23 protein-coding genes are annotated in these 22,544 nt (G+C 71.4%); 10 read left to right on the forward strand and 13 right to left on the reverse strand.

Annotated features, from left to right (window positions below; all coding sequences use genetic code 11):
• Positions 1-62: 62 nt before the first annotated feature.
• Positions 63-1,016, forward strand: a complete 954-nt coding sequence (locus tag ACIQFZ_RS00880) for a LysR substrate-binding domain-containing protein (protein WP_376652708.1) — start codon at positions 63-65, stop codon at positions 1,014-1,016.
• Between the two features lie 12 nt (positions 1,017-1,028).
• Here the strand turns inward: ACIQFZ_RS00880 and ACIQFZ_RS00885 are convergent, their stop codons facing one another.
• The gene (locus ACIQFZ_RS00885) at positions 1,029-1,790 is read right to left on the reverse strand and encodes an alpha/beta hydrolase (protein WP_365424139.1); all 762 of its coding nucleotides are present in this window, start codon (positions 1,788-1,790) and stop codon (positions 1,029-1,031) included.
• Positions 1,791-1,916: 126 nt separating this feature from the next.
• Here ACIQFZ_RS00885 and ACIQFZ_RS00890 point away from each other — a divergent pair, with 126 nt between their 5' ends.
• The 4 genes from ACIQFZ_RS00890 to ACIQFZ_RS00905 all read left to right on the forward strand — a co-directional run bounded on the left by ACIQFZ_RS00890 (position 1,917) and on the right by ACIQFZ_RS00905 (position 5,087).
• Positions 1,917-2,078, forward strand: coding sequence for a toxin-antitoxin system HicB family antitoxin (locus tag ACIQFZ_RS00890; RefSeq protein ID WP_365424141.1), 162 nt, complete (start codon positions 1,917-1,919; stop codon positions 2,076-2,078).
• Positions 2,075-3,283, forward strand: a complete 1,209-nt coding sequence (locus ACIQFZ_RS00895; protein WP_402690313.1) for an RNA-guided endonuclease InsQ/TnpB family protein — start codon at positions 2,075-2,077, stop codon at positions 3,281-3,283. The genes ACIQFZ_RS00890 and ACIQFZ_RS00895 overlap by 4 nt, the downstream gene beginning before the upstream one ends.
• Positions 3,284-3,441: 158 nt before the next feature.
• The gene (locus ACIQFZ_RS00900) at positions 3,442-4,605 is read left to right on the forward strand and encodes an adenosine deaminase (protein ID WP_365424145.1); all 1,164 of its coding nucleotides are present in this window, start codon (positions 3,442-3,444) and stop codon (positions 4,603-4,605) included.
• A gap of 128 nt (positions 4,606-4,733) precedes the next feature.
• On the forward strand, positions 4,734-5,087 hold the full coding sequence (locus ACIQFZ_RS00905) for an ATP-binding protein (RefSeq protein WP_365424147.1): 354 nt from the start codon (positions 4,734-4,736) through the stop codon (positions 5,085-5,087).
• Between the two features lie 117 nt (positions 5,088-5,204).
• Here the strand turns inward: ACIQFZ_RS00905 and ACIQFZ_RS00910 are convergent, their stop codons facing one another.
• The 5 genes from ACIQFZ_RS00910 to afsQ1 form a co-directional block, all read right to left on the reverse strand.
• Entirely contained in the window at positions 5,205-5,405 is a 201-nt protein-coding gene (locus ACIQFZ_RS00910) for a PspC domain-containing protein (protein WP_141359063.1), read from the reverse strand.
• Positions 5,406-5,470: 65 nt separating this feature from the next.
• Positions 5,471-6,052, reverse strand: a complete 582-nt coding sequence (locus ACIQFZ_RS00915; protein ID WP_402690314.1) for a VanZ family protein — start codon at positions 6,050-6,052, stop codon at positions 5,471-5,473.
• Between the two features lie 588 nt (positions 6,053-6,640).
• Positions 6,641-7,249, reverse strand: a complete 609-nt coding sequence (locus ACIQFZ_RS00920; RefSeq protein ID WP_402690315.1) for a hypothetical protein — start codon at positions 7,247-7,249, stop codon at positions 6,641-6,643.
• Positions 7,246-8,853, reverse strand: a complete 1,608-nt coding sequence (locus ACIQFZ_RS00925) for an ATP-binding protein (RefSeq protein WP_402690316.1) — start codon at positions 8,851-8,853, stop codon at positions 7,246-7,248. Before ACIQFZ_RS00925 ends, ACIQFZ_RS00920 begins: the two co-directional genes overlap by 4 nt.
• Positions 8,850-9,527 (reverse strand): two-component system response regulator AfsQ1, encoded by a 678-nt coding sequence (afsQ1, locus tag ACIQFZ_RS00930; RefSeq protein WP_100569907.1) that lies wholly within the window; start codon positions 9,525-9,527, stop codon positions 8,850-8,852. The genes ACIQFZ_RS00925 and afsQ1 overlap by 4 nt, the downstream gene beginning before the upstream one ends.
• 362 nt (positions 9,528-9,889) lie before the next feature.
• On the opposite strand from afsQ1, the gene ACIQFZ_RS00935 reads away from it, so the two are divergent.
• Positions 9,890-10,735: a hypothetical protein gene (locus ACIQFZ_RS00935; protein WP_402690317.1), complete on the forward strand. Its 846-nt coding sequence runs from the start codon at positions 9,890-9,892 to the stop codon at positions 10,733-10,735.
• Positions 10,736-10,997: 262 nt separating this feature from the next.
• The gene (locus tag ACIQFZ_RS00940; RefSeq protein WP_365424157.1) at positions 10,998-11,774 is read left to right on the forward strand and encodes a SigE family RNA polymerase sigma factor; all 777 of its coding nucleotides are present in this window, start codon (positions 10,998-11,000) and stop codon (positions 11,772-11,774) included.
• 269 nt (positions 11,775-12,043) lie between these two features.
• On the opposite strand, the gene ACIQFZ_RS00945 is transcribed toward ACIQFZ_RS00940, so the two are convergent.
• Positions 12,044-12,679 carry a uridine kinase gene (locus ACIQFZ_RS00945; protein ID WP_365424159.1) on the reverse strand — a complete coding sequence of 212 codons (636 nt, stop codon included), beginning with the start codon at positions 12,677-12,679 and terminating at the stop codon, positions 12,044-12,046.
• Positions 12,680-12,807: 128 nt separating this feature from the next.
• On the opposite strand from ACIQFZ_RS00945, the gene ACIQFZ_RS00950 reads away from it, so the two are divergent.
• Positions 12,808-13,206, forward strand: coding sequence for a hypothetical protein (locus ACIQFZ_RS00950; protein WP_365424161.1), 399 nt, complete (start codon positions 12,808-12,810; stop codon positions 13,204-13,206).
• Positions 13,207-13,300: 94 nt separating this feature from the next.
• Here the strand turns inward: ACIQFZ_RS00950 and ACIQFZ_RS00955 are convergent, their stop codons facing one another.
• Genes ACIQFZ_RS00955 through deoC form a run of 3 tightly spaced genes read right to left on the reverse strand, consistent with a single transcriptional unit; the run spans position 13,301 to position 16,618 of the window.
• Positions 13,301-14,218 carry an aldehyde dehydrogenase family protein gene (locus ACIQFZ_RS00955; RefSeq protein ID WP_365424163.1) on the reverse strand — a complete coding sequence of 306 codons (918 nt, stop codon included), beginning with the start codon at positions 14,216-14,218 and terminating at the stop codon, positions 13,301-13,303.
• Positions 14,211-15,662, reverse strand: a complete 1,452-nt coding sequence (locus tag ACIQFZ_RS00960) for an aldehyde dehydrogenase family protein (RefSeq protein WP_383057186.1) — start codon at positions 15,660-15,662, stop codon at positions 14,211-14,213. The genes ACIQFZ_RS00955 and ACIQFZ_RS00960 overlap by 8 nt, the downstream gene beginning before the upstream one ends.
• 5 nt (positions 15,663-15,667) lie before the next feature.
• Positions 15,668-16,618 (reverse strand): deoxyribose-phosphate aldolase, encoded by a 951-nt coding sequence (deoC, locus tag ACIQFZ_RS00965; protein WP_402690450.1) that lies wholly within the window; start codon positions 16,616-16,618, stop codon positions 15,668-15,670.
• A gap of 146 nt (positions 16,619-16,764) precedes the next feature.
• Between deoC and ACIQFZ_RS00970 the strand changes: the two genes are divergently transcribed.
• Complete coding sequence (locus ACIQFZ_RS00970) at positions 16,765-17,454, forward strand: PH domain-containing protein (RefSeq protein WP_402690318.1); 690 nt, start codon at positions 16,765-16,767, stop codon at positions 17,452-17,454.
• 144 nt (positions 17,455-17,598) lie between these two features.
• Here the strand turns inward: ACIQFZ_RS00970 and ACIQFZ_RS00975 are convergent, their stop codons facing one another.
• From ACIQFZ_RS00975 to ACIQFZ_RS00985, 3 genes are all read right to left on the reverse strand, one after another.
• Positions 17,599-19,263: a phospho-sugar mutase gene (locus ACIQFZ_RS00975; protein ID WP_402690319.1), complete on the reverse strand. Its 1,665-nt coding sequence runs from the start codon at positions 19,261-19,263 to the stop codon at positions 17,599-17,601.
• A gap of 292 nt (positions 19,264-19,555) precedes the next feature.
• Entirely contained in the window at positions 19,556-20,380 is an 825-nt protein-coding gene (locus ACIQFZ_RS00980; RefSeq protein WP_361415820.1) for a purine-nucleoside phosphorylase, read from the reverse strand.
• A gap of 143 nt (positions 20,381-20,523) precedes the next feature.
• The gene (locus ACIQFZ_RS00985) at positions 20,524-20,961 is read right to left on the reverse strand and encodes a gamma-glutamylcyclotransferase (protein WP_383057191.1); all 438 of its coding nucleotides are present in this window, start codon (positions 20,959-20,961) and stop codon (positions 20,524-20,526) included.
• A 107-nt stretch (positions 20,962-21,068) separates the two neighbouring features.
• Between ACIQFZ_RS00985 and ACIQFZ_RS00990 the strand changes: the two genes are divergently transcribed.
• On the forward strand, positions 21,069-22,532 hold the full coding sequence (locus ACIQFZ_RS00990) for an NAD(P)H-quinone dehydrogenase (protein ID WP_383057193.1): 1,464 nt from the start codon (positions 21,069-21,071) through the stop codon (positions 22,530-22,532).
• The last annotated feature ends 12 nt before the right edge of the window (positions 22,533-22,544 follow it).

The raw sequence follows: 22,544 nt of genomic DNA on the forward strand, positions 1-22,544 counted from the left end.
CGGCGACCGTAGAAAGCCCCGTACTCATCCGTCCAATGCATGGACTCGGCATAATCGTTCCCATGGTGCATCAGCCGAGGTCGCAGCCGCGTCTGTCACAGACCGGTGACACAGAAGACATCGTCGCGTTGCTGGCGCCCCGCCTGGCGCACTTCGCCGGTGTGGCCCGCACCGAGCACGTCACCCGGGCCGCGCAGGAGATGCAGGTCCCGCAGTCGACGCTCTCGCGGGCCATGGTCCGGCTGGAGCAGGACCTCGGCGTCGACCTCTTCGCCCGCCGGGGCCGCACGGTCTCCCTGACCCCCGCCGGCCGCACCTTCCTCGCCTCCGTGCAACGCGCCCTCGCCGAGATCGAGCGCGCCGCCGAGGAGGTGCGCGCCGACGCCGACCCGGCCACCGGCAAGGTCGCCTTCGGCTTCCTGCACACCATGGGCGCCGAGACCGTGCCCGCCCTCATCCACGCCTTCCGGGCCGACCATCCCCGCGTCCGCTTCAGCCTGGTGCAGAACTACGGCGAGGCCATGCTGGAGGGGCTGCGGGCGGGTGAGCTCGACCTTTGCCTGACGTCCCCCGTGCCGGACGCCCCCGACCTGGTCGCCCGTCGTCTCGACGAGCAGAAGCTGCGCCTGGTCGTCCCCGTCGACCACCGGCTCGCCGCCCGCCGCCGTATCCGCCTGGCCGAGGCCGCCGAGGAGTCCTTCGTGACCCTGGAACCCGGCTACGGCCTGCGCCGCATCACCGACGCGCTGTGCCGGGAGGCCGGCTTCAAGCCGCGCATCGCCTTCGAGGGCGAGGAGGCCGAGACCCTGCGCGGCCTGGTCGCCGCGGGCCTCGGGGTCGCCCTGCTGCCCCCGCCGGCCTTCCCCCGGCCCGGAGTCGTCGAGCTGACGGTGACGGCCCCGCGCGCGGTGCGGGAGATCGGCGTGGCCTGGCTGGAGGGCCACCCGGACACCCCGCCGGTGGCGGCGTTCAAGAAGTTCCTGCTGGCCAAGCGCGGCAGTCTGCTCCCCACCTGACGGCGGGCGGCCCTACCGCCGCAGGGTCTTCCCGAACCCGGCCGCCAGCGGCATCCGCAGGCCCAGCGGCGGCGGCGCCGCCAGCGCGTCCTGCACCGGCCGCGAGAACACCCGCCCGAACAGGGATCCCATGACGAAATCGGTGGTGAGCGCGAGGACTTCGTCCCGGTACTGGCGCAACCCGTGCCCGTCGGCGTGGACTTCGAACCGGCACACGTCCCGGTTCGCCTTCTTCGCCCGCTCGGCGAACCGGAAGGACAGCTCGGGATCGGTCCGTTCGTCGTTCGTGCCGTGCACGATCAGCACCCGGCGCCCGGCGAGCTGCCTGACCGGTTCGGGTGAGGCCGCCATATCGGCCTCGGGCAGCCAAGGGGCGATGGCCACCACGGAGTTGACGGTCTCGTGCCCGGCGGCGTGCAGCGCGGCCCGGCCGCCCATGTCGAGACCGGCCAGGCAGACCGGCACGTCCCCGTAGCACCGGACGACCTCCTCGACGGCCCAGGCCGCGTCGCGGGCCGGATGCGCCTCGGCGCCGTTCCAGCCGCGGTAGCGGTAGTGCACCACGTGCACGGCCAGACCCTCCTCGCGCCCCGCGCGGGCCAGCCGGCGCCCCAGCGTGCGCACCGAGGCGGCCGCCAGCACCGGCGAGGGTCTGCGGGTGGAGACCTCCTGGCCGCCCGGGAGCAGCAGCACCGCTCCGCCCACCGCCGCCGGCTCCGGGCCGAGCGTCCTCCCCAGGCGTGCCGTGCGAACCGGCGTCGCTTGGTGTGCCATCAGATTCCTTTCGAGCGGACCGCCGGCTTCGGCCGGTTGGGGAATCGACTCCGCGATTGCGCTGCGGAGCAGCGTGGCATCCAATCTCGAATATGACTCACCGTCAAAAGCGGTAGCGTTTTGGTCGTGGCCAGAGGTGACTGCCGGGAGTCGCTGAACCTTCGCGTGCCCCCGGATTTGAAGCGGCAGGTCGAGGAGTACGCCCACCGGGCGGGCATCTCGATCAACGCTGCTGCGTGCGTTCTCCTCGCCGAAGCCCTGCGCCTTGAGCGGAGGAGCAAGGGGTGATCCGCGCGTACAAGTTCCTCCTGCGTCCCACCGTGCGTCAGGCGGCCGCGTTGGCCGAGATGTTGCGAGACCACTGCTCCCTGTACAACGGCGCATTGCAGGAGCGTCGGGACGCCTACCGGCACGCCTCGAAGACCACCGTCCGGTACGGCTGCCAGTCCGCCCAGCTCAAGGAGATCCGGGCATTCGACCCGGAGCGTCAGGGCCGCTGGTCGTTCTCCTCCCAGCAGGCCACCCTGCGGCGGCTGGACAAGGCGTTCGCCGCGTTCTTCCGCCGAGTGAAGGCCGGGCAGATTCCCGGCTACCCGCGGTTCAAGGGTGTCGGACACTTCGACACCGTTGTGTTCCCGAAGGACGGAGACGGCTGCCGCTGGGACTCCACCCCGCACGATCCGCAGACCCGCGTCCGCCTCCAGAGCGTCGGGCACGTCCGCGTGCACCAGCACCGGCCCGTGAAGGGCCGTGTGAAGACGATCGCGGTCAAGCGGGAGGGCAACCGCTGGTATGTACTCCTGACTTGCGACGACGTGACTGCTGAGCTCCTGCCGCCCAGCGGTGCCGTCGTCGGCATCGACTTGGGCACCGTGCACTTCCTGACCACCTCGGACGGTGCACACGTCGCCAACCCGAGGTTCCTCAACGCGATGGCCGAGGACCTGGCCGAGGGCCAACGGCATCTCGTCACGTTCCCCAAGCGCACCAGGCAGCGCACCAAGAAGCACCGCGCCGCCGCTCGAAAGGTCGCCAAGCTCCACGCGAAGATCCGCAGGCAGCGCGTCGACTTCCACCACAAGACCGCGAACGCGCTGATCCGCGACCACGATGTGATCGCGCACGAGCGGCTCAACACCGCGGGCATGACGAAGGCGCCCGCGCCCAGGCCCGACCCCGAAGCGACCGGCGCCTTCCTGCCGAACGGCGCCGCCGCGAAGGCCGGACTCAACCGCAGCATCCTGGACGCGGGCTGGGGACAGTTCCTGACGATCCTGGCGAACAAGGCTGAAAGTGCCGGTCGCCTCGTGATCGAAGTGGACGCCCGCAACACCTCCCGCACGTGCCCGGCATGCGGGCATGTCGCGAAGGAGAACCGCGTCACCCAAGCGAAGTTCCAGTGCACGGCGTGCGGCTTCACCGCCAACGCTGACCGCGTCGGCGCGACGAACGTCCTCAACAGGGCCGGGCTGGTCCTCTGCGACGTGGCCTAGCCACCGTTGCAGGGAGCCCGCGCGTTCACGCGTGGGTGGAGTCACGACAGAACAGTGTCAGAAGCACCCGTGTACGCCACCCGTCCGGGCGGTCACCGTTACATATCGACGGATGTGTACACGCGATGATCTACGCGCGTAGGAGTTACAGTGCGGAAATGACGAGCCAGACTGCCCAGCAGGGGAACACCCCGAGCTCGGACCAGATCCGCCGGGCGCCCAAGGTTCTGCTCCACGACCACCTCGACGGCGGGCTCCGCCCGGGAACCGTCGTCGACCTGGCCCGTACGACGGGCTACTCCCTGCTCCCCGAGACCGACCCGGACAAGCTGGGCCTGTGGTTCCGGGAGGCCGCCGACTCCGGCTCCCTGGAACGGTACTTGGAGACGTTCTCGCACACCGTCGCCGTGATGCAGACCCGCGACGCCCTCGTCCGGGTCGCCCGCGAGTGCGCCGAGGACCTCGCCGAGGACGGCGTCGTCTACGCCGAGGTGCGCTACGCCCCCGAGCAGCACCTGGAGGGCGGGCTGAGCCTGGAGGAGGTCGTCGAGGCCGTCAACGAGGGCTTCCGCGAGGGCGAGCGGACCGCCCTGGAGAACGGTCACCGGATCCGGGTCGGCGTCCTGCTGACCGCGATGCGGCACGCGGCCCGCTCCCTGGAGATCGCCGAACTCGCCAACAGCTACCGGGACTCGGGCGTCGTGGGCTTCGACATCGCGGGCGCGGAGGCCGGCTACCCGCCCACCCGGCACCTGGACGCCTTCGAGTACCTGAAGCGGGAGAACAACCACTTCACGATCCACGCCGGCGAGGCCTTCGGGCTGCCGTCCATCTGGCAGGCGCTGCAGTGGTGCGGCGCGGACCGGCTGGGCCACGGGGTGCGCATCATCGACGACATCCACGTCCGCGAGGACGGCACGGTCGAGCTGGGGCGGCTGGCCTCCTACGTCCGCGACAAGCGCATCCCGCTGGAGCTGTGCCCGAGTTCCAACCTCCAGACCGGAGCGGCGCCCTCGTACGCCGAGCATCCGATCGGGCTGCTGCGCCGGCTCCACTTCCGGGCCACGGTCAACACGGACAACCGCCTGATGTCCCACACCAGCATGAGCCGGGAGTTCGAGCAGTTGGTCGAGGCATTCGGATACACGCTCGACGACATGCAGTGGTTCTCCGTCAATGCGATGAAATCAGCATTCATTCCTTTCGATGAACGACTGGCGATGATCAATGACGTGATCAAGCCCGGATATGCGGCGCTGAAATCCGAATGGCTGTTTCAGCAGACCGCGTCCACCAGGGGTTTCTCGACCTCGGAAGGGTGATCGGCGGATACGGGAACACATTCGGGGCGCATATTCCGTCCGTATTCCGATGTTTGCGGCGGACGGCTCGGCATGTTTACGGTCGTGGACCGCTCAGTTCCCTGTCTTCCACCCAAGGACGCGTTTTCATGAAGCAGTCTGCCGCCAAGTCCCTCGGTGTCGCCGCTCTCGGGGCCGCCTTCGCCGCCGCCGGCGCGGGCGCCGCGAACGCCGCGCCTGCCGTTCCGGACGCCGGCCAGGCACTCGGCACCGTCAGCAAGGCGCTCCCGACGGAGAACGTCACCAAGTCGCTGCCCGGCGCCGGTCAGGCGCTGAACCAGGCCAAGCCCGCGGTGCAGACGGGTCTCGCGGCCGCGCAGCCGGCCACCCAGGGCCTGCTCCAGAACGGCCCGACCAAGCAGGTCGCCGGTCTGCTCGGCGGACTGCCGGTGCAGGGCCTGCCCACCCACGGCCTGCCGGTGAACGGGCTGCCGCTGGGCTGAGCCGACCGCTCCCCGGACAGCGACACGGCTGGGGCGCACCTCCTGGTTCCAGGGTGCGCCCCAGCCGTGCCGTCGTTTCAGCGTGTCACCGCGTCGCCGCCTCCGCGTGCGCGGCTTTCACCACGCGCTGCCGGCCGTCTCCTCCGAGGGCAGCAGGATCCACAGCGCGATGTAGACCAGGAACTGCGGGCCCGGCAGCAGGCAGGACAGCAGGAAGATCACGCGCATCGTCGTCGCGGAGGTGCCGAAGCGCCGAGCCAGCGCAGCGCACACTCCGCCGAGCACGCGGCCGTGGGTCGGGCGGGCCAGGGCGGTCATGGTCGACTCCTTCGTGAGCTGTCGGTGCGGGGCCGCCCCGTCGGCTGCCCCGTCCAACTTCCACGTTACGGAGACGAAGGGGGCAGAGCGTCGCTCCACGGGGCGAGGCCGACCCTGGGAATCGTCGGGGTGCGCCCCTGAGGCAGGTCCTCCCGGCGCGGGGCCGGCCGGTTCCGGCGCTCCGCCCCGCGGCGGAGACGGGAACGGCCCGCGGGTACGACCGCGAGGTGGGCGAGGGTCACGCCCGCGGTGTTCAGCAGGAGTGTGTCGACGTCCACCACCCGGCCCGGTACGCCGGTCTGCAGCAGGGCGATGCCCAGCGAGACCAGGCTGCCCGCGGCGACCGTGCGGAACAGGGACCCGAGTGGAGAGACGCGGAGGCTGCCGTGCGTCATCGGCAGCAGTACGCCCAGCGGCGCGAGCAGCGCCAGTCCCTCGCCGATGCGCCGGGCCGCCTCGGGCCAGCCCAGCGCCAGGTCGGCCCGGATGGTGGCGAACGGACGCAGATTGGGCGGCGTCACCCAGGGGACGTCCAGCGGACGCAGCATGAGCCAGGCGACGAGCGCGAGGTGGGCGACGAGGAGGACACCCCCTGTCACGCGGACGTGGATCGCGGCGCTGCCGCGGATGGAGCCTTGACGCTGCACGCCACCCAAGACGCGGCCCCCGGCACGATCGGTTCCGGCCGGACGGCACACTCCATGGTGAGTGCTGCGCCACACTCGCACGCCGCGCCTGTGCGCCACGACCCTGTGCCGCGCCTGTGCGGCACACCTGTGCACCGTGCCTGTGCGTCACACCTGTGCACCGTGCCTGTGCGTCACACCTGTGCACCGTGCCTGTGCGTCACGGCCCTCTGCCAGGCCTGTGTGCCACGCCCGTGTGTCACGGCCCAGGGCCAAGCCTGTTGCGCCGCGTCTGTGTGTCACGGCCCTGTGTCACACCCCTGCGCCGCGCCCGTGGGCATGGTCATGCTGGGCATCACCCGGGCGCCGGCCGAGCAGCCCGCCGTGCCCCCGCCCGGCGGCGCCGGGCGACCCGGCCAGTCGGCTCTGCCTATGGCCCTGTGTCACGGCCTGTGCGTCGCATCCATGTGTCACGGCCCCAGCGCCAGGCCTGTTGCGCCCCACCCGTGTGCCAAGCCTGTGCGCCGCGCTCGTGTGCCACGACCGAGCGGCACGCCCGTGCACCGCACGCACCCGTGTGCCGCACGGCACCCGTGTGCCGCCTTCGCGTCAGCCCGTGGTCACCGGGGTCGACGGTGGCAGGGTGGTGCCCGGGCGGGAGCGGAGTTCCCCGGTGCACTCGTAGCGGCGCAGCGCCGTGTCGTCCGGGCCGCCGAGGACGACGGAGCCGTCCCCCTCGGCGGCGGCCGAGTCGGACAGCGTGCACACGATCTGTGCGAGGGTGTACGGGGCGAGGCCGGCCGGCGCGCTGCTCAGCCGGAGCGTGTCGGCGGGGTCACGGGGGCGCGGGCCTTCGGCTTTCAGGCCGTCCGGGACGTGCGTGGTGTACCCGGCCGCCTTCTCGCCGGCCGACGGCGGCGCGGCGAGCTGGTCGAGCAGGCCCTGGGCCACGATCACCCGCCGCCGCGCGTCCACGGTGCCCTCCGGCACCCGTACCGTCCGGTCGACGGTCACCAGCGACGAGCCGCACAACAGGAACACCTGTACGGGCACGCCGCGCGAGGACTGGATGGTCAGGTCGGGCTGGGACAGCGAGCAGGGCACGCGGGAGGGCGCGCCGCCGAAGTCCGTGGGCACCTCGGTGGGCCGGATCCCGCACCCGGCGAGCAGCAGGCCCAGGGCGGTCAGCGCCGCCGGCAGAAGTCGGCGTGCGTTCATCGGGCTGTCCCCTTCGCGCCGTTCGCGCCGTTCTCGTCGTCCCGCTCGCCCTCGGTGCGCTCCTCGGCGAGCGCGGAGGCGTCCCGCGGCAACCGCAGCGTGAACACCGCTCCGCCCTCGGGCGAGTTGGCCGCGGTGATGCCGCCGCCGTGGATCTGCGCGTTGTTCAGGGCGATGGACAGCCCCAGGCCGCTGCCCTCGGAGCGCGGCCGGGACGCGCTCGCCTTGTAGAAGCGGTCGAAGACGTGCGGCAGGACGTCCTCGGGGATGCCCGGCCCGTGGTCGCGCACCTGGATGACGATCTCGGCGGGCCGCTCCGCCTCCGCGGCCGACGCGCGCACCGACACCCGCACCGGCGAGCCGCCGTGCTTGAGCGCGTTGCCGATGAGGTTGGCGAGGATGACGTCCAGGCGGCGCGGGTCGAGCCGGGCGTGGATGCCGCGCTCGGCGTCCAGCTCCACGGCGTCCAGCCAGGCGCGGGCGTCGATGCAGGCGGTGATCTGGTCGGCGATGTCGACGTCGTCCAGGACCAGCCGGGCCGTGCCCGCATCGAAGCGGGTGACCTCCATCAGGTTCTCGACCAGGTCGTTCAGCCGCCGGGTCTCGCTGACGACGAGCCGGACCGCAGGCTCGATCATCGGGTCGAGGCCGCCGCCCTCGGAGTCCAGCTCCTCCTCCAGCACCTCCGTCACGGCGGTGATGGCGGTCAGCGGCGTACGCAGCTCATGGCTCATGTCCGCGACGAAGCGGCGGGAGGCCTCGTCGCGGGCGGCCATGTCGGCGACCCGTTTCTCCAGCGCCTCGGCCGCCTTGTTGAACGTGCGGGACATGTCGGCGAGTTCGTCGGTGCCGGACACCCGCAGCCGGGTGTCGAGCTTGCCCTCGCCGAGCCGGCGCGCGGCGACTCCCAGCCGGTGCACCGGCTTCAGCACCGTCGTGGCGGCGGCCTGGGCGAGGAGAGCGGCACCGATGAGCGCCAGTCCGGTGGCGATGCCCAGGGACCAGGCCAGCGAGTTGAGGTCCTTGGCCTCCGGCTCCAGCGACTTGAGCATGTAGCCGGTCGGGCCGCCGCCGATCACCCGCGTGCCGGCCACCAGGTACGGCGTCCCGTGCATGACGATCCGCTGCCAGTACAGGTGGTAGGGCGCCTTGTTGGCGGAGGAGAGCGGCTGCTGCCTGTTCACCGCGGTGCGCAGCGAGGCGGGCACGTCCTCCAGCGAGAAGCCGTTCAGCCCGCCGGAGTTGCCGTACAGCGTCCTGCCGTTCGCGTCCTGGCCGACCAGCAGCACGCTGAACCGCTGGCTGCTGCCGGCCATCTGCCCGGCGGTGTGCTGGAGTTGGTCCTGCGTGGTGTGCACCGGCAGCGCGCCCGCGCGGTTCTGCACCTCCTGCTGGAAGTCGCGCAGCGCCGCGTCCTGGGCGCGGGTGAGCACCGCCTCGCGGTTGAGCCAGTACGCGATCCCGGACGCCGACACGGCCGCGGTCAGCGCCACCAGCGCGAAGACCACGACCAGCCGCAGACGCAGACTGCTGAACCGCAGCCGGGACAACGTTCCCCTGCGCCCCGAGGCCCAGCCCCGGAGCCCGTCCCGCTCGTCCGTCACTGAGGCGCGTCCAGGCGGTAGCCGACGCCGCGCACGGTACGGATCAGCGTCGGGGACGAGGGCACGTCCTCCACCTTGGCGCGCAGCCGCTGCACACAGGCGTCCACGAGCCGCGAGTCGCCGAGGTAGTCGTGCTCCCAAACCAGCCGCAGCAACTGCTGCCGGGACAGCGCCTGCCCGGGCCGCCGGCTCAGCTCCAGCAGCAGTCTCAGCTCGGTCGGGGTCAGCTGGAGGTCCTCGCCGTTCTTCGTCACGGTCATCGCCGCCCGGTCGATGACGAGGCTGCCGAAGGTCGCCGCGTCGTTCGCCTCCCGCTCGCCGCGCCGCAGCACGGCCCGGATCCGGGCGTCCAGCACCCGCCCCTGCACGGGTTTGACCACGTAGTCGTCGGCACCGGACTCCAGTCCGACCACCACGTCGATGTCGTCGCTGCGCGCGGTGAGCAGAATGATCGGCAGTTGGTCCGTGCGCCGGATGCGCCGGCACACCTCGAACCCGTCGATGCCGGGCAGCATCACGTCCAGCACGATCAGGTCCGGCCGCTGCTCGCGCAGCAGCTTCAGACCGTCCTCACCGCTGGCAGCGGTGGCCACCCGGTGTCCCTGGCGCGTCAGTGAGAGCTCCAGGGCCGTTCGGATGGCGTCGTCGTCCTCGATCAGCAACAGGGAAGGCACGGGCCTCATTCTGGCCCATGCGGGGGTGGGGTTTCGACACCTGGAGCGCTCCCGCACATCTCCCACGAATGACGACGGTCACCAAGACCCCTCAGCCGACCCCGCCTCGTGGGCGGCTGCCTCCCGTCCACCGGCTTGGCGACGGATCACTACGCGATCACGTCACCGGACTCCACGCGTTCAACCGGATCGCCTCGCCGGACCTTTGTTTCTGCGCAGCAGCCTCCTGAAAGGCCATTGATCACAAATGAAGAAAATCCCCAGTTCTCATCGATTCAAGCCGGACCTGTTCACCGCCGACAGGGTACTGCGCGACGTGGCTGGAATCGGCATGGCGGCGTCCGAGATGGGAGGAGATGTTTATGCGATTCGCGGTGACTGTTCTTCGTCCGCAGGGGTATCAGCATTGGGAAGCGTTCAAAGAGGTCGCTGAAACCGTGCATTGGGCACTGCTGGATCTAGGCCATGACAGTGTACTGACCCACGATCCTCGTCTGCCGGGCCGCAGGCACATCATTTTCGGATCCAACCTTCTAGGGAATTACCCGAGCCCGGCGGAAGTCCTGCCGGAGAAGTCCATCCTGTATAACTTGGAGCAGATTTCCGCTGGTTCCCGTTGGGTCACGCAGGGTCTGCTGGATTTGTTTCGAAAGCACACGGTGTGGGACTACAGCGCTCGTAATATCGCCGAACTCGAGCGCTTGGGGGTGGACGAGGTCCAGCATGTCCCCATCGGCTACGTTCCGGAGTTGGAGCGGATGCAACCAGTGGCCGAGGAGGACATCGATGTGCTGCTCATCGGCTCATTGAACGAACGCCGCCTCGCTCCGATCCGGCACCTCGCTTCGGAAGGGCTCAATGCCGTCGCCCGGTTCGGCCTCTATGGCGGAGCGCGCGATGCTCTGCTGGCCAGAGCGAAGATTGTCTTGAACATTCACTTCTACGAAGCCAAGGTCTTTGAGATTGTGAGGGCTTCCTACCTGTTGGCGAACGGCAGGTTCGTAGTGTCCGAGCGCGGCTGTGACACCGAAGAGGAATCCCGGTTCGACTCAGGTCTGGCCTTCACCGACTACGCGCAAATCGCCGATACATGTCGCCACTACCTCCAGCGTGCTGATGAGCGACGGGCCCGGGCAGAGGCAGGCAGGGAACTCATGCGCTCGAATCCTGCCACCGATCTTCTGCGTCCCGCTGTCGCTGCCCTGTAGCGGTAGCCGCGGCTCGCCGCGGCACGTGGTGACCTCCACCCCGCTCGTCGTCCCCGACTCCGACGCGGTGTCCAGCCGGGCCGACGCCCCACGCAGCTTCTTCTGCAGCGCGTCAGCGAACACCTCGCGCCCACGGGTTCCGGGAGCGCTGTGACAGGTCTGTGACAATCAGCGGACATGGCCATGAAGTGACCACGGCAAGCTTTTCGGCACGGGGCAAGGAGCAGGACGGAACACCGGAACTCCACGACGGGGGGCGCGAATGAACACGCTGCACAGCACCAGCCACAGCGCAGTGGTGACGCGTCTGCACGACGTGGCCCGGTCTTCGGAGAAGTCCGGTGCCGTGAGCGGGCGGGGGTGCGCTCGCGGCACCGGGCGTCAGCACACCGCGTATGCGCAGCAGGGGCCTCAGCCCTGCATAACGGTGGTTGACGCTCACACGGGGGAAACACACGGGGGAACCGCGTACGGGGAGGGCTCGGGGGAGCATCGCGCGCTGTCGGAGGCCGTGGACGCCGAAGCGGCGTTCACCGCCTACGTCCAGGAGCGCCGCGCCTCCCTGTACGCAACCGCCTACCACCTCACCGGCGACCGTTTCGAGGCCGAGGACCTGCTGCAGAGCGCGCTGTTCTCGACCTACCGGGCATGGGACCGGATCAGTGACAAGGCGGCCGTCGGCGGATACCTCCGCCGCACCATGACCAACCTGCACATCAGCGCCTGGCGGCGCCGCAAGCTCAACGAGTACCCGACCGAGGAACTGCCGGAGACGCCCGGCGACACGGACGCCATGCGCGGCACCGAGCTGCGCACGGTCCTGTGGCAGGCGCTGGCCCGGCTGCCCGAACTCCAGCGCACCATGCTGGTCCTGCGCTACTACGAGGGCCGTACGGACCCGGAGATCGCGGACATCCTCGGCATCAGCGTCGGCACGGTGAAGTCCAGCATCTGGCGGTCCCTGCGCCGGCTGCGCGAGGACGAGGTCCTCAGCTTCGGCCGTGACTATGAGGAGTCCTTCGGCGAACTTGTCGCCTGAACCGACCGAAGGGCAGCGGGGAACGGGGGAAAACGGGGGAACAGCGGGGGAAGGGGAAGACGGGGGAACAACGGGGGCTCGGGGAACGGGGGTATCCCTGAGGACACGGGGGAACACGGGGGAGTGTGGGGGAGCACCAAGGAAGCGGGACTGGAGGACCGGGGGGTCTGTCCAGTCCCGCTTTCGCGTGCGCACACGCGTTGACGCGCGAGAGGTGCGTACGAGGAGAGGGGCGTACGAGGCATGTACGTCCCTGTGCCGTACGCCGGTTACGCGGCCGTCCGTGACTGCGCCTGCCGACCCGCCGCGGCGGCGGCCAGCCGGCCCAGGGCCTCGTCCCGGTCGCAGGCGTGGGCGCCCAGCGCGACCTGGCGGGCCACGATCGACCGCTCGGCGCGCATCAGCCGCCAGCCCCGGCGCAGCAGGAACGGGACCGATTTGCGGCCCTCCTTCAGATCCCGCAGGAAGCGCCGCCGGAAGGTCCTGGCCGGTCCGCGGTTCAGGCACAGCGCGTCGGCCAGGACGCCGAGTTCCCGGCAGCGCCCCACGATCTCGGCGGCGAAGATGCCCTCCGCGATGAACAGCGGGGTGCGGCCGATGTGCAGCGTGTCCTCGCCGGTGCGGGCGCTCAGCGAGATGTCGTACACCGGCACGTTCGTGGTGCCCGTGGCGCACAGCCGGCTGATCGCCGCGACCGCGGCGTCCGCGTCCCACGAGCCGGGGTGGTCCCAGTCGATGTCCGAACTCCCCGCCACCAGCGGCAGGGTCGGGTCGCCGGCCTCCTTGTAGAAGTCGTCGAGGCGCAGCACGGGCAGTCCGGAGCGGGCGGCGACCAGGGACTTGCCCGAGCCCGAGGGGCCGCACAGCAGCACGACACGGGCGGGTGACGGGGGATGAAGGCTCACGGAACACCAGTTTGACGCATGGTGGCCCGCCTGCCGACCCCGCGGGTCGGCTTTGGAACGTGGCTTACGTCTCAACTACCCTGTGCACTGTTCCCGTTACCCACCGCATCCGTAAGGCGGCACCAGCAATGGCTCGACACGCGTCCTCCCACCATTCCACCGCCCGGCGCGTCCTGGTCGCCGTCGCGACCGCCGGGGCCGCCCTGGGCGTGGGCGCGGCAACGGCCTCGGCGGACATCCTCCCGGGCGGGGGCGAGGGCCGCCTGCTCGGCTCCCTCGGCAAGGGCGACCCGCAGACGGGTGTACAGGCACTGACCGGCACGGTCGGCCACACCACCGGTACGGTCACGGCTCTCAAGCCCAACCCGCTCGCGGGCACCGGCGTCGACCCGCTCGACAACGGCGTCGGCACCCAGCTCGCCGACTTCCGGCCGGTCAGCTCGAAGATGCTCACAGGCCCGGTGGCCCAGGCCCCGTCGGTGGGCGCCGTGCCGGTCGTCGGGCAGCTGCTCGGGTCGGTGCGCTGACACGCGCGCACACGGAGAGCCGCGCCTCCCCCGGACGGAGGGGAGGCGCGGCTCTCGTCTGTGCGGGGCGCCGCGGTGCGGTGCCCCGGGCGGCTCAGTACGACGAGCCGGAGGCGCCCAGGGAGCCCGTCGGGTGCCAGACCGTCTTGGTCTCCAGGAAGGCCGTCATGCGGTCGATGCCCGGCGTCGCGGCGTAATCCACAGGCTGTGGACGAAGGACGCGCTTGAGGTTGTCCGCCGCCGCGACCTCCAGCTCCTTCGCCAGCTCCGCGTCGGCGCCCGCGAGGTCGATCGCGTTGACGTCCTGGTGCGCGGCGAGCGGCGCGGCGATCTCCGCCGTACCGCCGGACAGGATGTTCACGACACCGCCCGGCAGGTCGGAGGTGGCCAGCACCTCGCCGAGGGAGAGCGCGGGGAGCGGGTGCTTCTCGCTCGCGACCACCACCGCCGTGTTGCCCGTCGCGATCACCGGGGCGATCACCGAGACCAGGCCCAGGAACGACGACTCCTGCGGGGCCAGGACGGTCACCACGCCGGTCGGCTCGGGGGAGGAGAGGTTGAAGTACGGGCCCGCGACCGGGTTGCCGCCGCCCACCACCTGGGCGATCTTGTCGGTCCAGCCCGCGTACCAGACCCAGCGGTCGATCGCCGCGTCGACCTGCGCGGCCGCCTTGGCCTTGGACAGGCCCTCGGCCTCGGCGACCTCGCGGACGAACTGCTCGCGGCGGCCCTCCAGCATCTCCGCGACGCGGTAGAGGATCTGGCCCCGGTTGTACGCGGTCGCGCCGGACCACGCGCCGAACGCCTTGCGTGCGGCCACGACCGCGTCACGGGCGTCCTTGCGGGACGACCGCGGTGCGTTCGCCAGCCAGTTGCCCTTGGAGTCGCTCACCTCGTACACCCGGCCGCTCTCGGAACGCGGGAACTTGCCGCCCACGTACAGCTTGTAGGTCTTGAGGACCGAAAGCCGCGGTTCGGTCGTCGCCCCAGACTTCTCGGACTTCTCAGACATCGAGGTACGCCTCCAGGCCGTGTCGGCCGCCCTCGCGGCCGAAGCCCGACTCCTTGTAGCCGCCGAACGGCGAGGTCGGATCGAACTTGTTGAACGTGTTGGACCAGACGACACCGGCGCGCAGCCTGTTCGCCACCGCCAGGATCCGGGAGCCCTTCTCCGTCCAGATGCCGGCCGAGAGCCCGTACGGGGTGTTGTTGGCCTTGGCGACGGCCTCGTCCGGGGTGCGGAAGGTGAGGACGGAGAGCACCGGGCCGAAGATCTCGTCACGGGCGATGGTGTGCGCCTGGGTGACGCCGGTGAACAGCGTCGGGGCGAACCAGTAGCCGCTCTCGGGCAGTTCGCAGGCGGGCGACCAGCGCTCGGCGCCCTCCGCCTCGCCCTGGTCGGCGAGCGCGGTGATCCGGGCGAGCTGCTCGGCGGAGTTGATCGCGCCGATGTCGGTGTTCTTGTCGAGCGGATCGCCCAGGCGCAGGGTGGAGAGCCTGCGCTTGAGGGAGTCCAGCAGCTCGTCGTGGATCGACTCCTGCACCAGCAGGCGCGAGCCCGCGCAGCAGACCTGGCCCTGGTTGAAGAAGATGCCGTTCACGATGCCCTCGACGGCCTGGTCGATCGGCGCGTCGTCGAAGACGATGTTGGCGCCCTTGCCGCCCAGTTCGAGGGTGAGCTTCTTGTCCGTGCCCGCGACCGTGCGCGCGATCGCCTTGCCGACGGCCGTGGAGCCGGTGAAGGCGACCTTGTTCACGTCCGGGTGCGCCACCAGCGCGGCGCCCGCGTCGCCGTAGCCGGGAAGGATGTTGACGACACCCTTCGGCAGGCCCGCCTGGCGGCAGATGTCCGCGAAGAACAGCGCGGAGAGCGGGGTGGTCTCGGCGGGCTTGAGCACGACCGTGTTGCCGGTCGCCAGCGCCGGGGCGATCTTCCACGCCAGCATCAGCAGCGGGAAGTTCCACGGGATGACCTGGCCGGCCACGCCGAGCGGCTTCGGGTTCGGCCCGTAGCCCGCGTGGTCGAGCTTGTCGGCCCAGCCGGCGTAGTAGAAGAAGTACGCGGCCACCAGGGGCAGGTCCGCGTCCCTCGTCTCCCGGATCGGCTTGCCGTTGTCCAGCGTCTCCAGGACCGCCAGCTCACGGCTGCGCTCCTGGATGATGCGGGCGATGCGGAACAGGTACTTGGCGCGCTCGGAGCCGGGCAGCGCCGACCACTTCGTGAAGGCCTTGCGGGCCGCCTTGACCGCGCGGTCGACGTCCGCCTCGCCGGCCTGGGCGACCTCGGACAGCACCTCCTCCGTGCTGGGGGAGACCGTCTTGAAGACCTTGCCGTCGGCGGCCTCGGTGAACTCGCCGTCGACGAACAGGCCGTAGGACGGCGCGATGTCGACGACCGACCGGGACTCGGGAGCCGGTGCGTATACGAAGGGGGAAAGCGGGTTTTCCGTGTTCATGGGGCTCAGTCCACCGTCACGTAGTCGGGGCCGGAGTAGCGGCCGGTGGCCAGCTTCTGGCGCTGCATCAGCAGGTCGTTCAGGAGCGAGGAGGCGCCGAAGCGGAACCAGTGGTTGTCCAGCCAGTCCCCGCCGGCGGTCTCGTTGACCAGGACCAGGAACTTGATCGCGTCCTTGGAGGTGCGGATGCCGCCGGCCGGCTTCACGCCCACCTGCACGCCGGTCTGCGCCCGGAAGTCACGGACGGCCTCCAGCATGAGCAGCGTGTTGGCCGGGGTGGCGTTGACGGCGACCTTGCCGGTGGAGGTCTTGATGAAGTCGGCGCCCGCCAGCATGCCGAGCCAGCTCGCGCGGCGGATGTTGTCGTACGTCGACAGCTCGCCGGTCTCGAAGATGACCTTCAGGCGGGCGGAGGTCCCGCAGGCCTCCTTCACGGCGGCGATCTCGTCGTACACCTTGAGGTACTTGCCGGCGAGGAACGCCCCGCGGTCGATGACCATGTCGATCTCGTCGGCGCCCGCGGCGACCGCCGCGCGCACGTCCGCCAGCTTGATGTCCAGCGGCGCCCGGCCGGCCGGGAAGGCGGTGGCGACCGAGGCGACCTTCACGGCCGAGCCGGCCACGGCCTCCTTCGCGGCGGCCACCATGTCGGGGTACACGCAGACCGCGGCCGTGGCGGGGGCCGTACGGTCCGTCGGGTCGGGGTGGACCGCCTTGGCGCCGAGCGCCCGGACCTTGCCCGGGGTGTCCGCGCCTTCCAGCGTCGTCAGGTCGACCATCGAGATGGCGAGGTCGATCGCGTACGCCTTCGCGGTGGTCTTGATGGAACGGGTGCCGAGCGAGGCGGCGCGCGCCTCCAGGCCGACCGCGTCGACGCCGGGCAGCCCGTGCAGGAAGCGGCGCAGCGTGCTGTCGGACGCGGTGACGTCAGCGAGAGGGGGTGCAGTGGTGGGCATGGTCACCAGGCGAGCATATCTACGCGCGTAGCGGCTGTACACCCCCGGGGCTCATCTTGTGGCCCGGCCGGTATCCGCACGGTACCCGTTCCGTGCTCCGGCACCGCGGATGAGGCCGCCCGCGGACGTCGGGCACAATCGGGGCCATGACGACGCCCGAGCACGAACCCCCCGCGCCGCAGCCCTCCGCCTCCGAGTACGAGGACCGGGTCCACCGGTCGTCCACAGGCATCGCGGGCGGTGTCCTGCTGCTCGCCATCATCCTGTGGCTGGGCATCGACGCGCTGGTCGCGGGCGAGGGCCGCACCCCGTGGCTGGCGCTCGCCGGGATGATCCTCGCGGTGCCGCTGGTGGTCGCCTTCACCCTGCGGCCCGCGGTGTACGTCAACGCCGACCGGCTACGCGTCCGCAACCCCTTCCGCGTGATCGTGCTGCCCTGGGGCCAGGTCTCCGGGCTGCGCTCGGGCTACTCGAACGAGGTGCTGGACCGGTCCGGCACCAAGTACCAGCTGTGGGCGGTGCCCGTCTCGCTGCGGGGGCGCAAGCGGGCCGCCCGCCAGGAGGCGCGGGCCGCCGCCACGGGCGAGCGCGTCGCGGGGACGGGCCGGTCCGGCGGGCGCGGCGGCGTCCTCGGGTTCGGCGGGCCGGGCGCCGGCAGCGACGGGCCGATCCGTGCGGCGGGCGACCAGTTCATGGACGATCTGCGCGAGCTGCGGGACACCCGGGAGAACGCCGAGGCGGCCCAGGGCGAGGTGACGGTCCGCTGGGCGTACGAGATCGTGGGCCCGGCGCTGGCCGGCGCGGTGGTGCTGGCGATCCTGATCGCGCTGGGCTGACGCGCGCGCGGGCGGCATGCCGGTACGCCGGCAGGCCTCCCGGCGGCGCGTCCGTGCGTCCGCAGGCCGGGCTGCCTGAGCCGGAAAGGGTGCCCCTCCACCGGAGGGGCACCCTTTCCGTTTCGCCGCGTGCCGGGCCGCGGGTCAGATGCCCGCCGCCTCCGACAGGTCCCGCTTGATCGACGCCAGCAGGGCGTCGGCCTTGCCGCGGGCCGCCGGGAGGTCGGCGTGGGTGCCGACCGGGATCACGACCTCCAGGTAGCACTTCAGCTTGGGCTCCGTGCCGCTGGGGCGGACGATGACGCGGGCGCCGTCGAGGGTGTAGCGCAGGCCGTCCGTGGGCGGCAGCCGGTCCGTGCCCCGGGTGAGGTCCTCGGAACGGGTGACGGGCAGGCCCGCGAGCGCGGTCGGGGGCTGCTCGCGCAGGCGCCGCATCGCGTCGGCGATCAACGAGAGGTCCTTGACGCGGACCGAGAGCTGGTCGGTGGCGTGCAGGCCGTGCTCGACGGCGAGGTCGTCCAGGAGGTCCAGCAGGGTGCGGCCCTCCTCCTTGAGCCGGGACGCCAGTTCGGTGATCAGGAGGGCGGCCGTGATGCCGTCCTTGTCGCGTACGCCGTCGGGGTCGACGCAGTAGCCGAGGGCCTCCTCGTAGCCGTAGCGCAGACCCTCCACGCGGGCGATCCACTTGAAGCCGGTGAGCGTCTCCTCGTGGGGCAGGCCCGCCTTCCCGGCGATGCGCCCGAGGAGGGAGGAGGAGACGATCGACTCCGCGAAGGTGCCGGTCACGCCGCGGGAGACCAGGTGCGCCGCGAGCAGGGCGCCCACCTCGTCGCCGCGCAGCATGCGCCAGTCGGTGCCGTGCCCGACGGCCACCGCGCAGCGGTCGGCGTCGGGGTCGTTGGCGATGATCAGGTCGGGGGAGGTCGCGCGGGCCCGGGCGAACGCCAGGTCCATCGCACCGGGCTCCTCCGGGTTGGGGAACGCGACGGTCGGGAAGTCCGGGTCCGGCTCGGCCTGCTCGGCGACCAGCTCCGGGGCCGGGAAGCCGGCCCGGGCGAACGCGGCGAGGAGGGTGTCCTTGCCGACGCCGTGCATCGCCGTGTAGACGGTGCGGGCCGTGCGCGGCGATCCGGGGGCGAGGACCGCGTCCGTACGGGCCAGGTAGGCCTCCAGGACGGAGTCGTCGAGGATGTCCCAGCCGGAGTCCGGGCGGGGCACCGCGGTGAGCGTGGTGATCGCGTCGATCTCGGCGGCGATGCCGGCGTCCGCCGGGGGCACGATCTGGGAGCCGTCGCCCAGGTAGACCTTGTAGCCGTTGTCGCGGGGCGGGTTGTGGCTGGCGGTGACCTCCACACCGGCGACCGCGCCGAGGTGCCTGATGGCGAAGGCGAGGACCGGGGTGGGGAGGGGGCGGGGCAGCACGGCGGCGCGCAGTCCGGCGCCGGTCATGACGGCGGCGGTGTCGCGGGCGAAGTCGGCGGACTTGTGCCGGGCGTCGTAGCCGATGACGACGAGGCCGGCGTTCTCGTCCCCGTGGGCGGTCCCGTTCTTCTTCAGGTACGCGGCGAGGCCGGCGGCGGCGCGGATGACGACGGAGCGGTTCATGCGCATGGGCCCGGCGCCGAGTTCGCCGCGCAGGCCGGCGGTGCCGAACTGGAGCGTGCCGGCGAAGCGGTCGGCCAGCTCCGCGGTGCTCTCGGTGGCCCCGGTGTTCGCGGCTTCGAGGAGCCGGGTGAGTTCGTCACGGGTGTCGGCGTCGGGGTCCTCGGCCAGCCACGCCTTGGCCCGTGCGATGAGGTCGTCGTGCACGTTGGGGTCAGCCTCTCGTGAGTTTGTCGGCCTGGGCCGTCTGCCTCCGGCGGGTGGGTGCCGGGGCACCTGGGATGCGTTGGGGCGGAGCCGTGGGGCGCGTCCGGCCGCCGCGCGCGAGCGTACTGCCCGGGGTTTCGAGGCCGCGCCGGTCTCCGCCCGGCGGTCTCCGCCGGGCGGAGACGAAGTGTGCGGAAGGGGCCGCGGCGCACCCCACGGCCCCTTCCGCAGTCCGGCGGCTCCCCCTTCGTGGGTGCCGCCGGCCGTTCGGCGTGTCGCGGGGTGGCGGGGTCTACAGGCGGCCCAGCACCTGGGTCAGCAGGGAGCCCATCCGGGTGGCGCTGTCGCGGCCCGCCTGGAGGACCTCCTCGTGGTTGAGGGGCTCGCCGGTCATGCCCGCGGCGAGGTTGGTCACCAGGGAGATGCCGAGGACCTCCGCGCCCGCCTCGCGGGCGGCGATCGCCTCCAGGACGGTGGACATGCCGACCAGGTCCGCGCCGATGGTGCGGGCCATGCGGATCTCCGCCGGCGTCTCGTAGTGCGGGCCGGGGAACTGCGCGTAGACGCCTTCCTCGAGGGTGGGGTCGACCTCCTTGCACAGGGCGCGCAGGCGCGGCGAGTACAGGTCGGTGAGGTCGACGAAGTTGGCGCCGACGATCGGCGAGGTGGCCGTCAGGTTGAGGTGGTCGCTGATCAGCACCGGCTGGCCGGGGCGCATGCCCTCGCGCAGGCCGCCGCAGCCGTTGGTGAGCACGATCGTCTTGCAGCCGGCCGAGACGGCGGTGCGCACGCCGTGGGCCACGGCGGCCACGCCCCGGCCCTCGTAGTAGTGGGTGCGGCCCAGGAAGACCAGCGCACGCCGGTCCCCGATGCCGTACGAGCGGATCTTGCCGCCGTGGCCCTCCACCGCCGGCGGCGGGAATCCGGGCAGCTCGGTGACCTGGAACTCGGCGTCGGGGGTCCCCAGGGCGTCGACGGCCGGTGCCCAGCCGGACCCCATCACGAGGGCGACGTCGTGGGACTCGGCACCCGTGAGTTCGCGCAGGCGCGCGGCGGCGGCGTCGGCGGCGGCGTACGGATCGCCCTGGATGTCGTCCGGAAGAAGAGATGCGTTCACGCGGATGAGCGTAGCCGGTATTCGCCTACGCGCGTAGATGCCAGTGGTCACGGCAATGCGATCGTTGTCTTGTCGTTTCCGACGAGGGGTGGTGCCGGAGGGGCCCGCTCAGGCCTGCGTTCAGGCCTTCACGAGCCCGCCGCTCAGCACGGCCGCTTCCGCAGCTCCATCACATAGTCGTGGGGCGCCCCCGCCGACTCCGCCGCGTCCGCGATCTCGCCGAGGTAGCGGGCGGAGGGGAGACCGCCCTCGTAGGCGTTGAGGACGTAGACCCAGGCCTGTTCCTCGCCGTCCAGGGTGTGGACGCGCACGCGTGCGCGCCGGTAGACGTCCATGCCCACGCCCACCCGGCGGTCGAGGGCGTCCTCGTCCATCGGGGCGATGTCGTACAGGGCCACGAAGACCTGGGAGATCGGATCCTCGACCAGGGTCGCCAGCGCGCCCTCCCAGCTCACCTGCTCGCCGCCGAAGGTCAGCCGCCAGCCGTTCAGCCAGCCCGTGGCACGCAACGGCGAGTGCGGGGCGCGGCGGGACATCAGCCGCGCGTCGAGATTGCCGGCGTATGCGGCATAGAGCGACATGCGTCGAGCGTACGGCAGCCGCGCACCCGCCTCACGGGTCCCAGGCGCAACGGGAGAGCGCGGCGCCGACGCCCCCGGGGCCGTAGCACCTTGAACGGTGCGGGACAATGGAGTACGTGACTCGGATCGTGATCATCGGTGGTGGACCCGGCGGCTACGAAGCGGCGCTGGTGGCGGCGCAGCTCGGCGCGGAGGTGACCGTCGTCGACTGCGACGGTCTGGGCGGAGCGTCGGTGCTGACCGACTGCGTGCCGTCGAAGACCCTTATCGCTACGGCCGAGGTGATGACCACCTTCGACTCCTCGTACGAGGAGCTGGGGATCACCGTCGCCGACACCCCCTCCGACGGCGGCCCCGCCCAGGATCTTCCGGCGGAGCAGGTGGTGGGCGTCGACCTGGGGAAGGTCAACCGCCGGGTGAAGCGGCTGGCGCTCGCCCAGTCCCACGACATCACCGCCTCCGTGACGCGGGCCGGCGCCCGGGTCGTGCGCGGGCACGGCCGGCTGGAGGGCATGCAGGCACTCGACGGGTCGCGCACGGTCGTCGTCAGGGCGGCCGACGGGAGCGAGGAGAGGCTCACCGCGGACGCCGTGCTGATCGCGACGGGCGGCCACCCGCGCGAGCTGCCCGACGCCCAGCCGGACGGCGAGCGCATCCTCAACTGGACCCAGGTCTACGACCTCACCGAGCTGCCCGAGGAGCTCATCGTGGTCGGCTCGGGTGTCACCGGTGCCGAGTTCGCCGGCGCCTACCAGGCACTCGGCTCGAAGGTCACGCTGGTGTCCTCCCGCGACCGCGTGCTGCCGGGTGAGGACCCGGACGCGGCCGGCGTCCTGGAGGACGTCTTCCGCCGCCGCGGCATGAACGTCATGGCGCGCTCGCGGGCCGCCGCGGCGAAGCGGGTCGGGGACCGCGTGGAGGTGACGCTGGCGGACGGCCGGGTCATCACGGGCAGCCACTGCCTGATGGCCGTCGGCGCCATCCCCAACAGCGCCGGGCTCGGCCTGGAGGAGGCCGGCGTCAAACTGCGCGAGTCCGGTCACATCTGGACCGACAAGGTGTCGAGGACGACCGCTCCGGGCGTGTACGCGGCCGGCGACGTGACCGGAGTCTTTGCGCTGGCGTCGGTGGCGGCGATGCAGGGACGTATCGCCATGTACCACTTCCTCGGCGACGCGGTGGCCCCGCTGAACCTGAAGACGGTCTCCTCCAACGTCTTCACCGACCCCGAGATCGCCACCGTCGGCTACAGCCAGGCCGACGTCGACGCCGGCAAGATCGACGCCCGCTGCGTGAAGTTGCCGCTGCTGCGCAACCCGCGCGCCAAGATGCAGGGCATCCGGGACGGGTTCGTCAAGATCTTCTGCCGCCCGGGCACGGGGATCGTGGTCGGCGGTGTGGTCGTCGCGCCGCGCGCCTCGGAACTGATCCACCCCATCTCGATCGCAGTCGACAACAACCTGACGGTCGAACAGATCGCGAACGCCTTCACCGTGTACCCCTCGCTGTCGGGGTCGATCGCAGAGGTGGCACGGCAGCTGCACACACGCAAGGCGACGGCCGAGGCGTAGGCAGGTCCAGCG

The organism is Streptomyces sp. NPDC093064 (assembly GCF_044754605.1).
Lineage (GTDB): Bacteria > Actinomycetota > Actinomycetes > Streptomycetales > Streptomycetaceae > Streptomyces.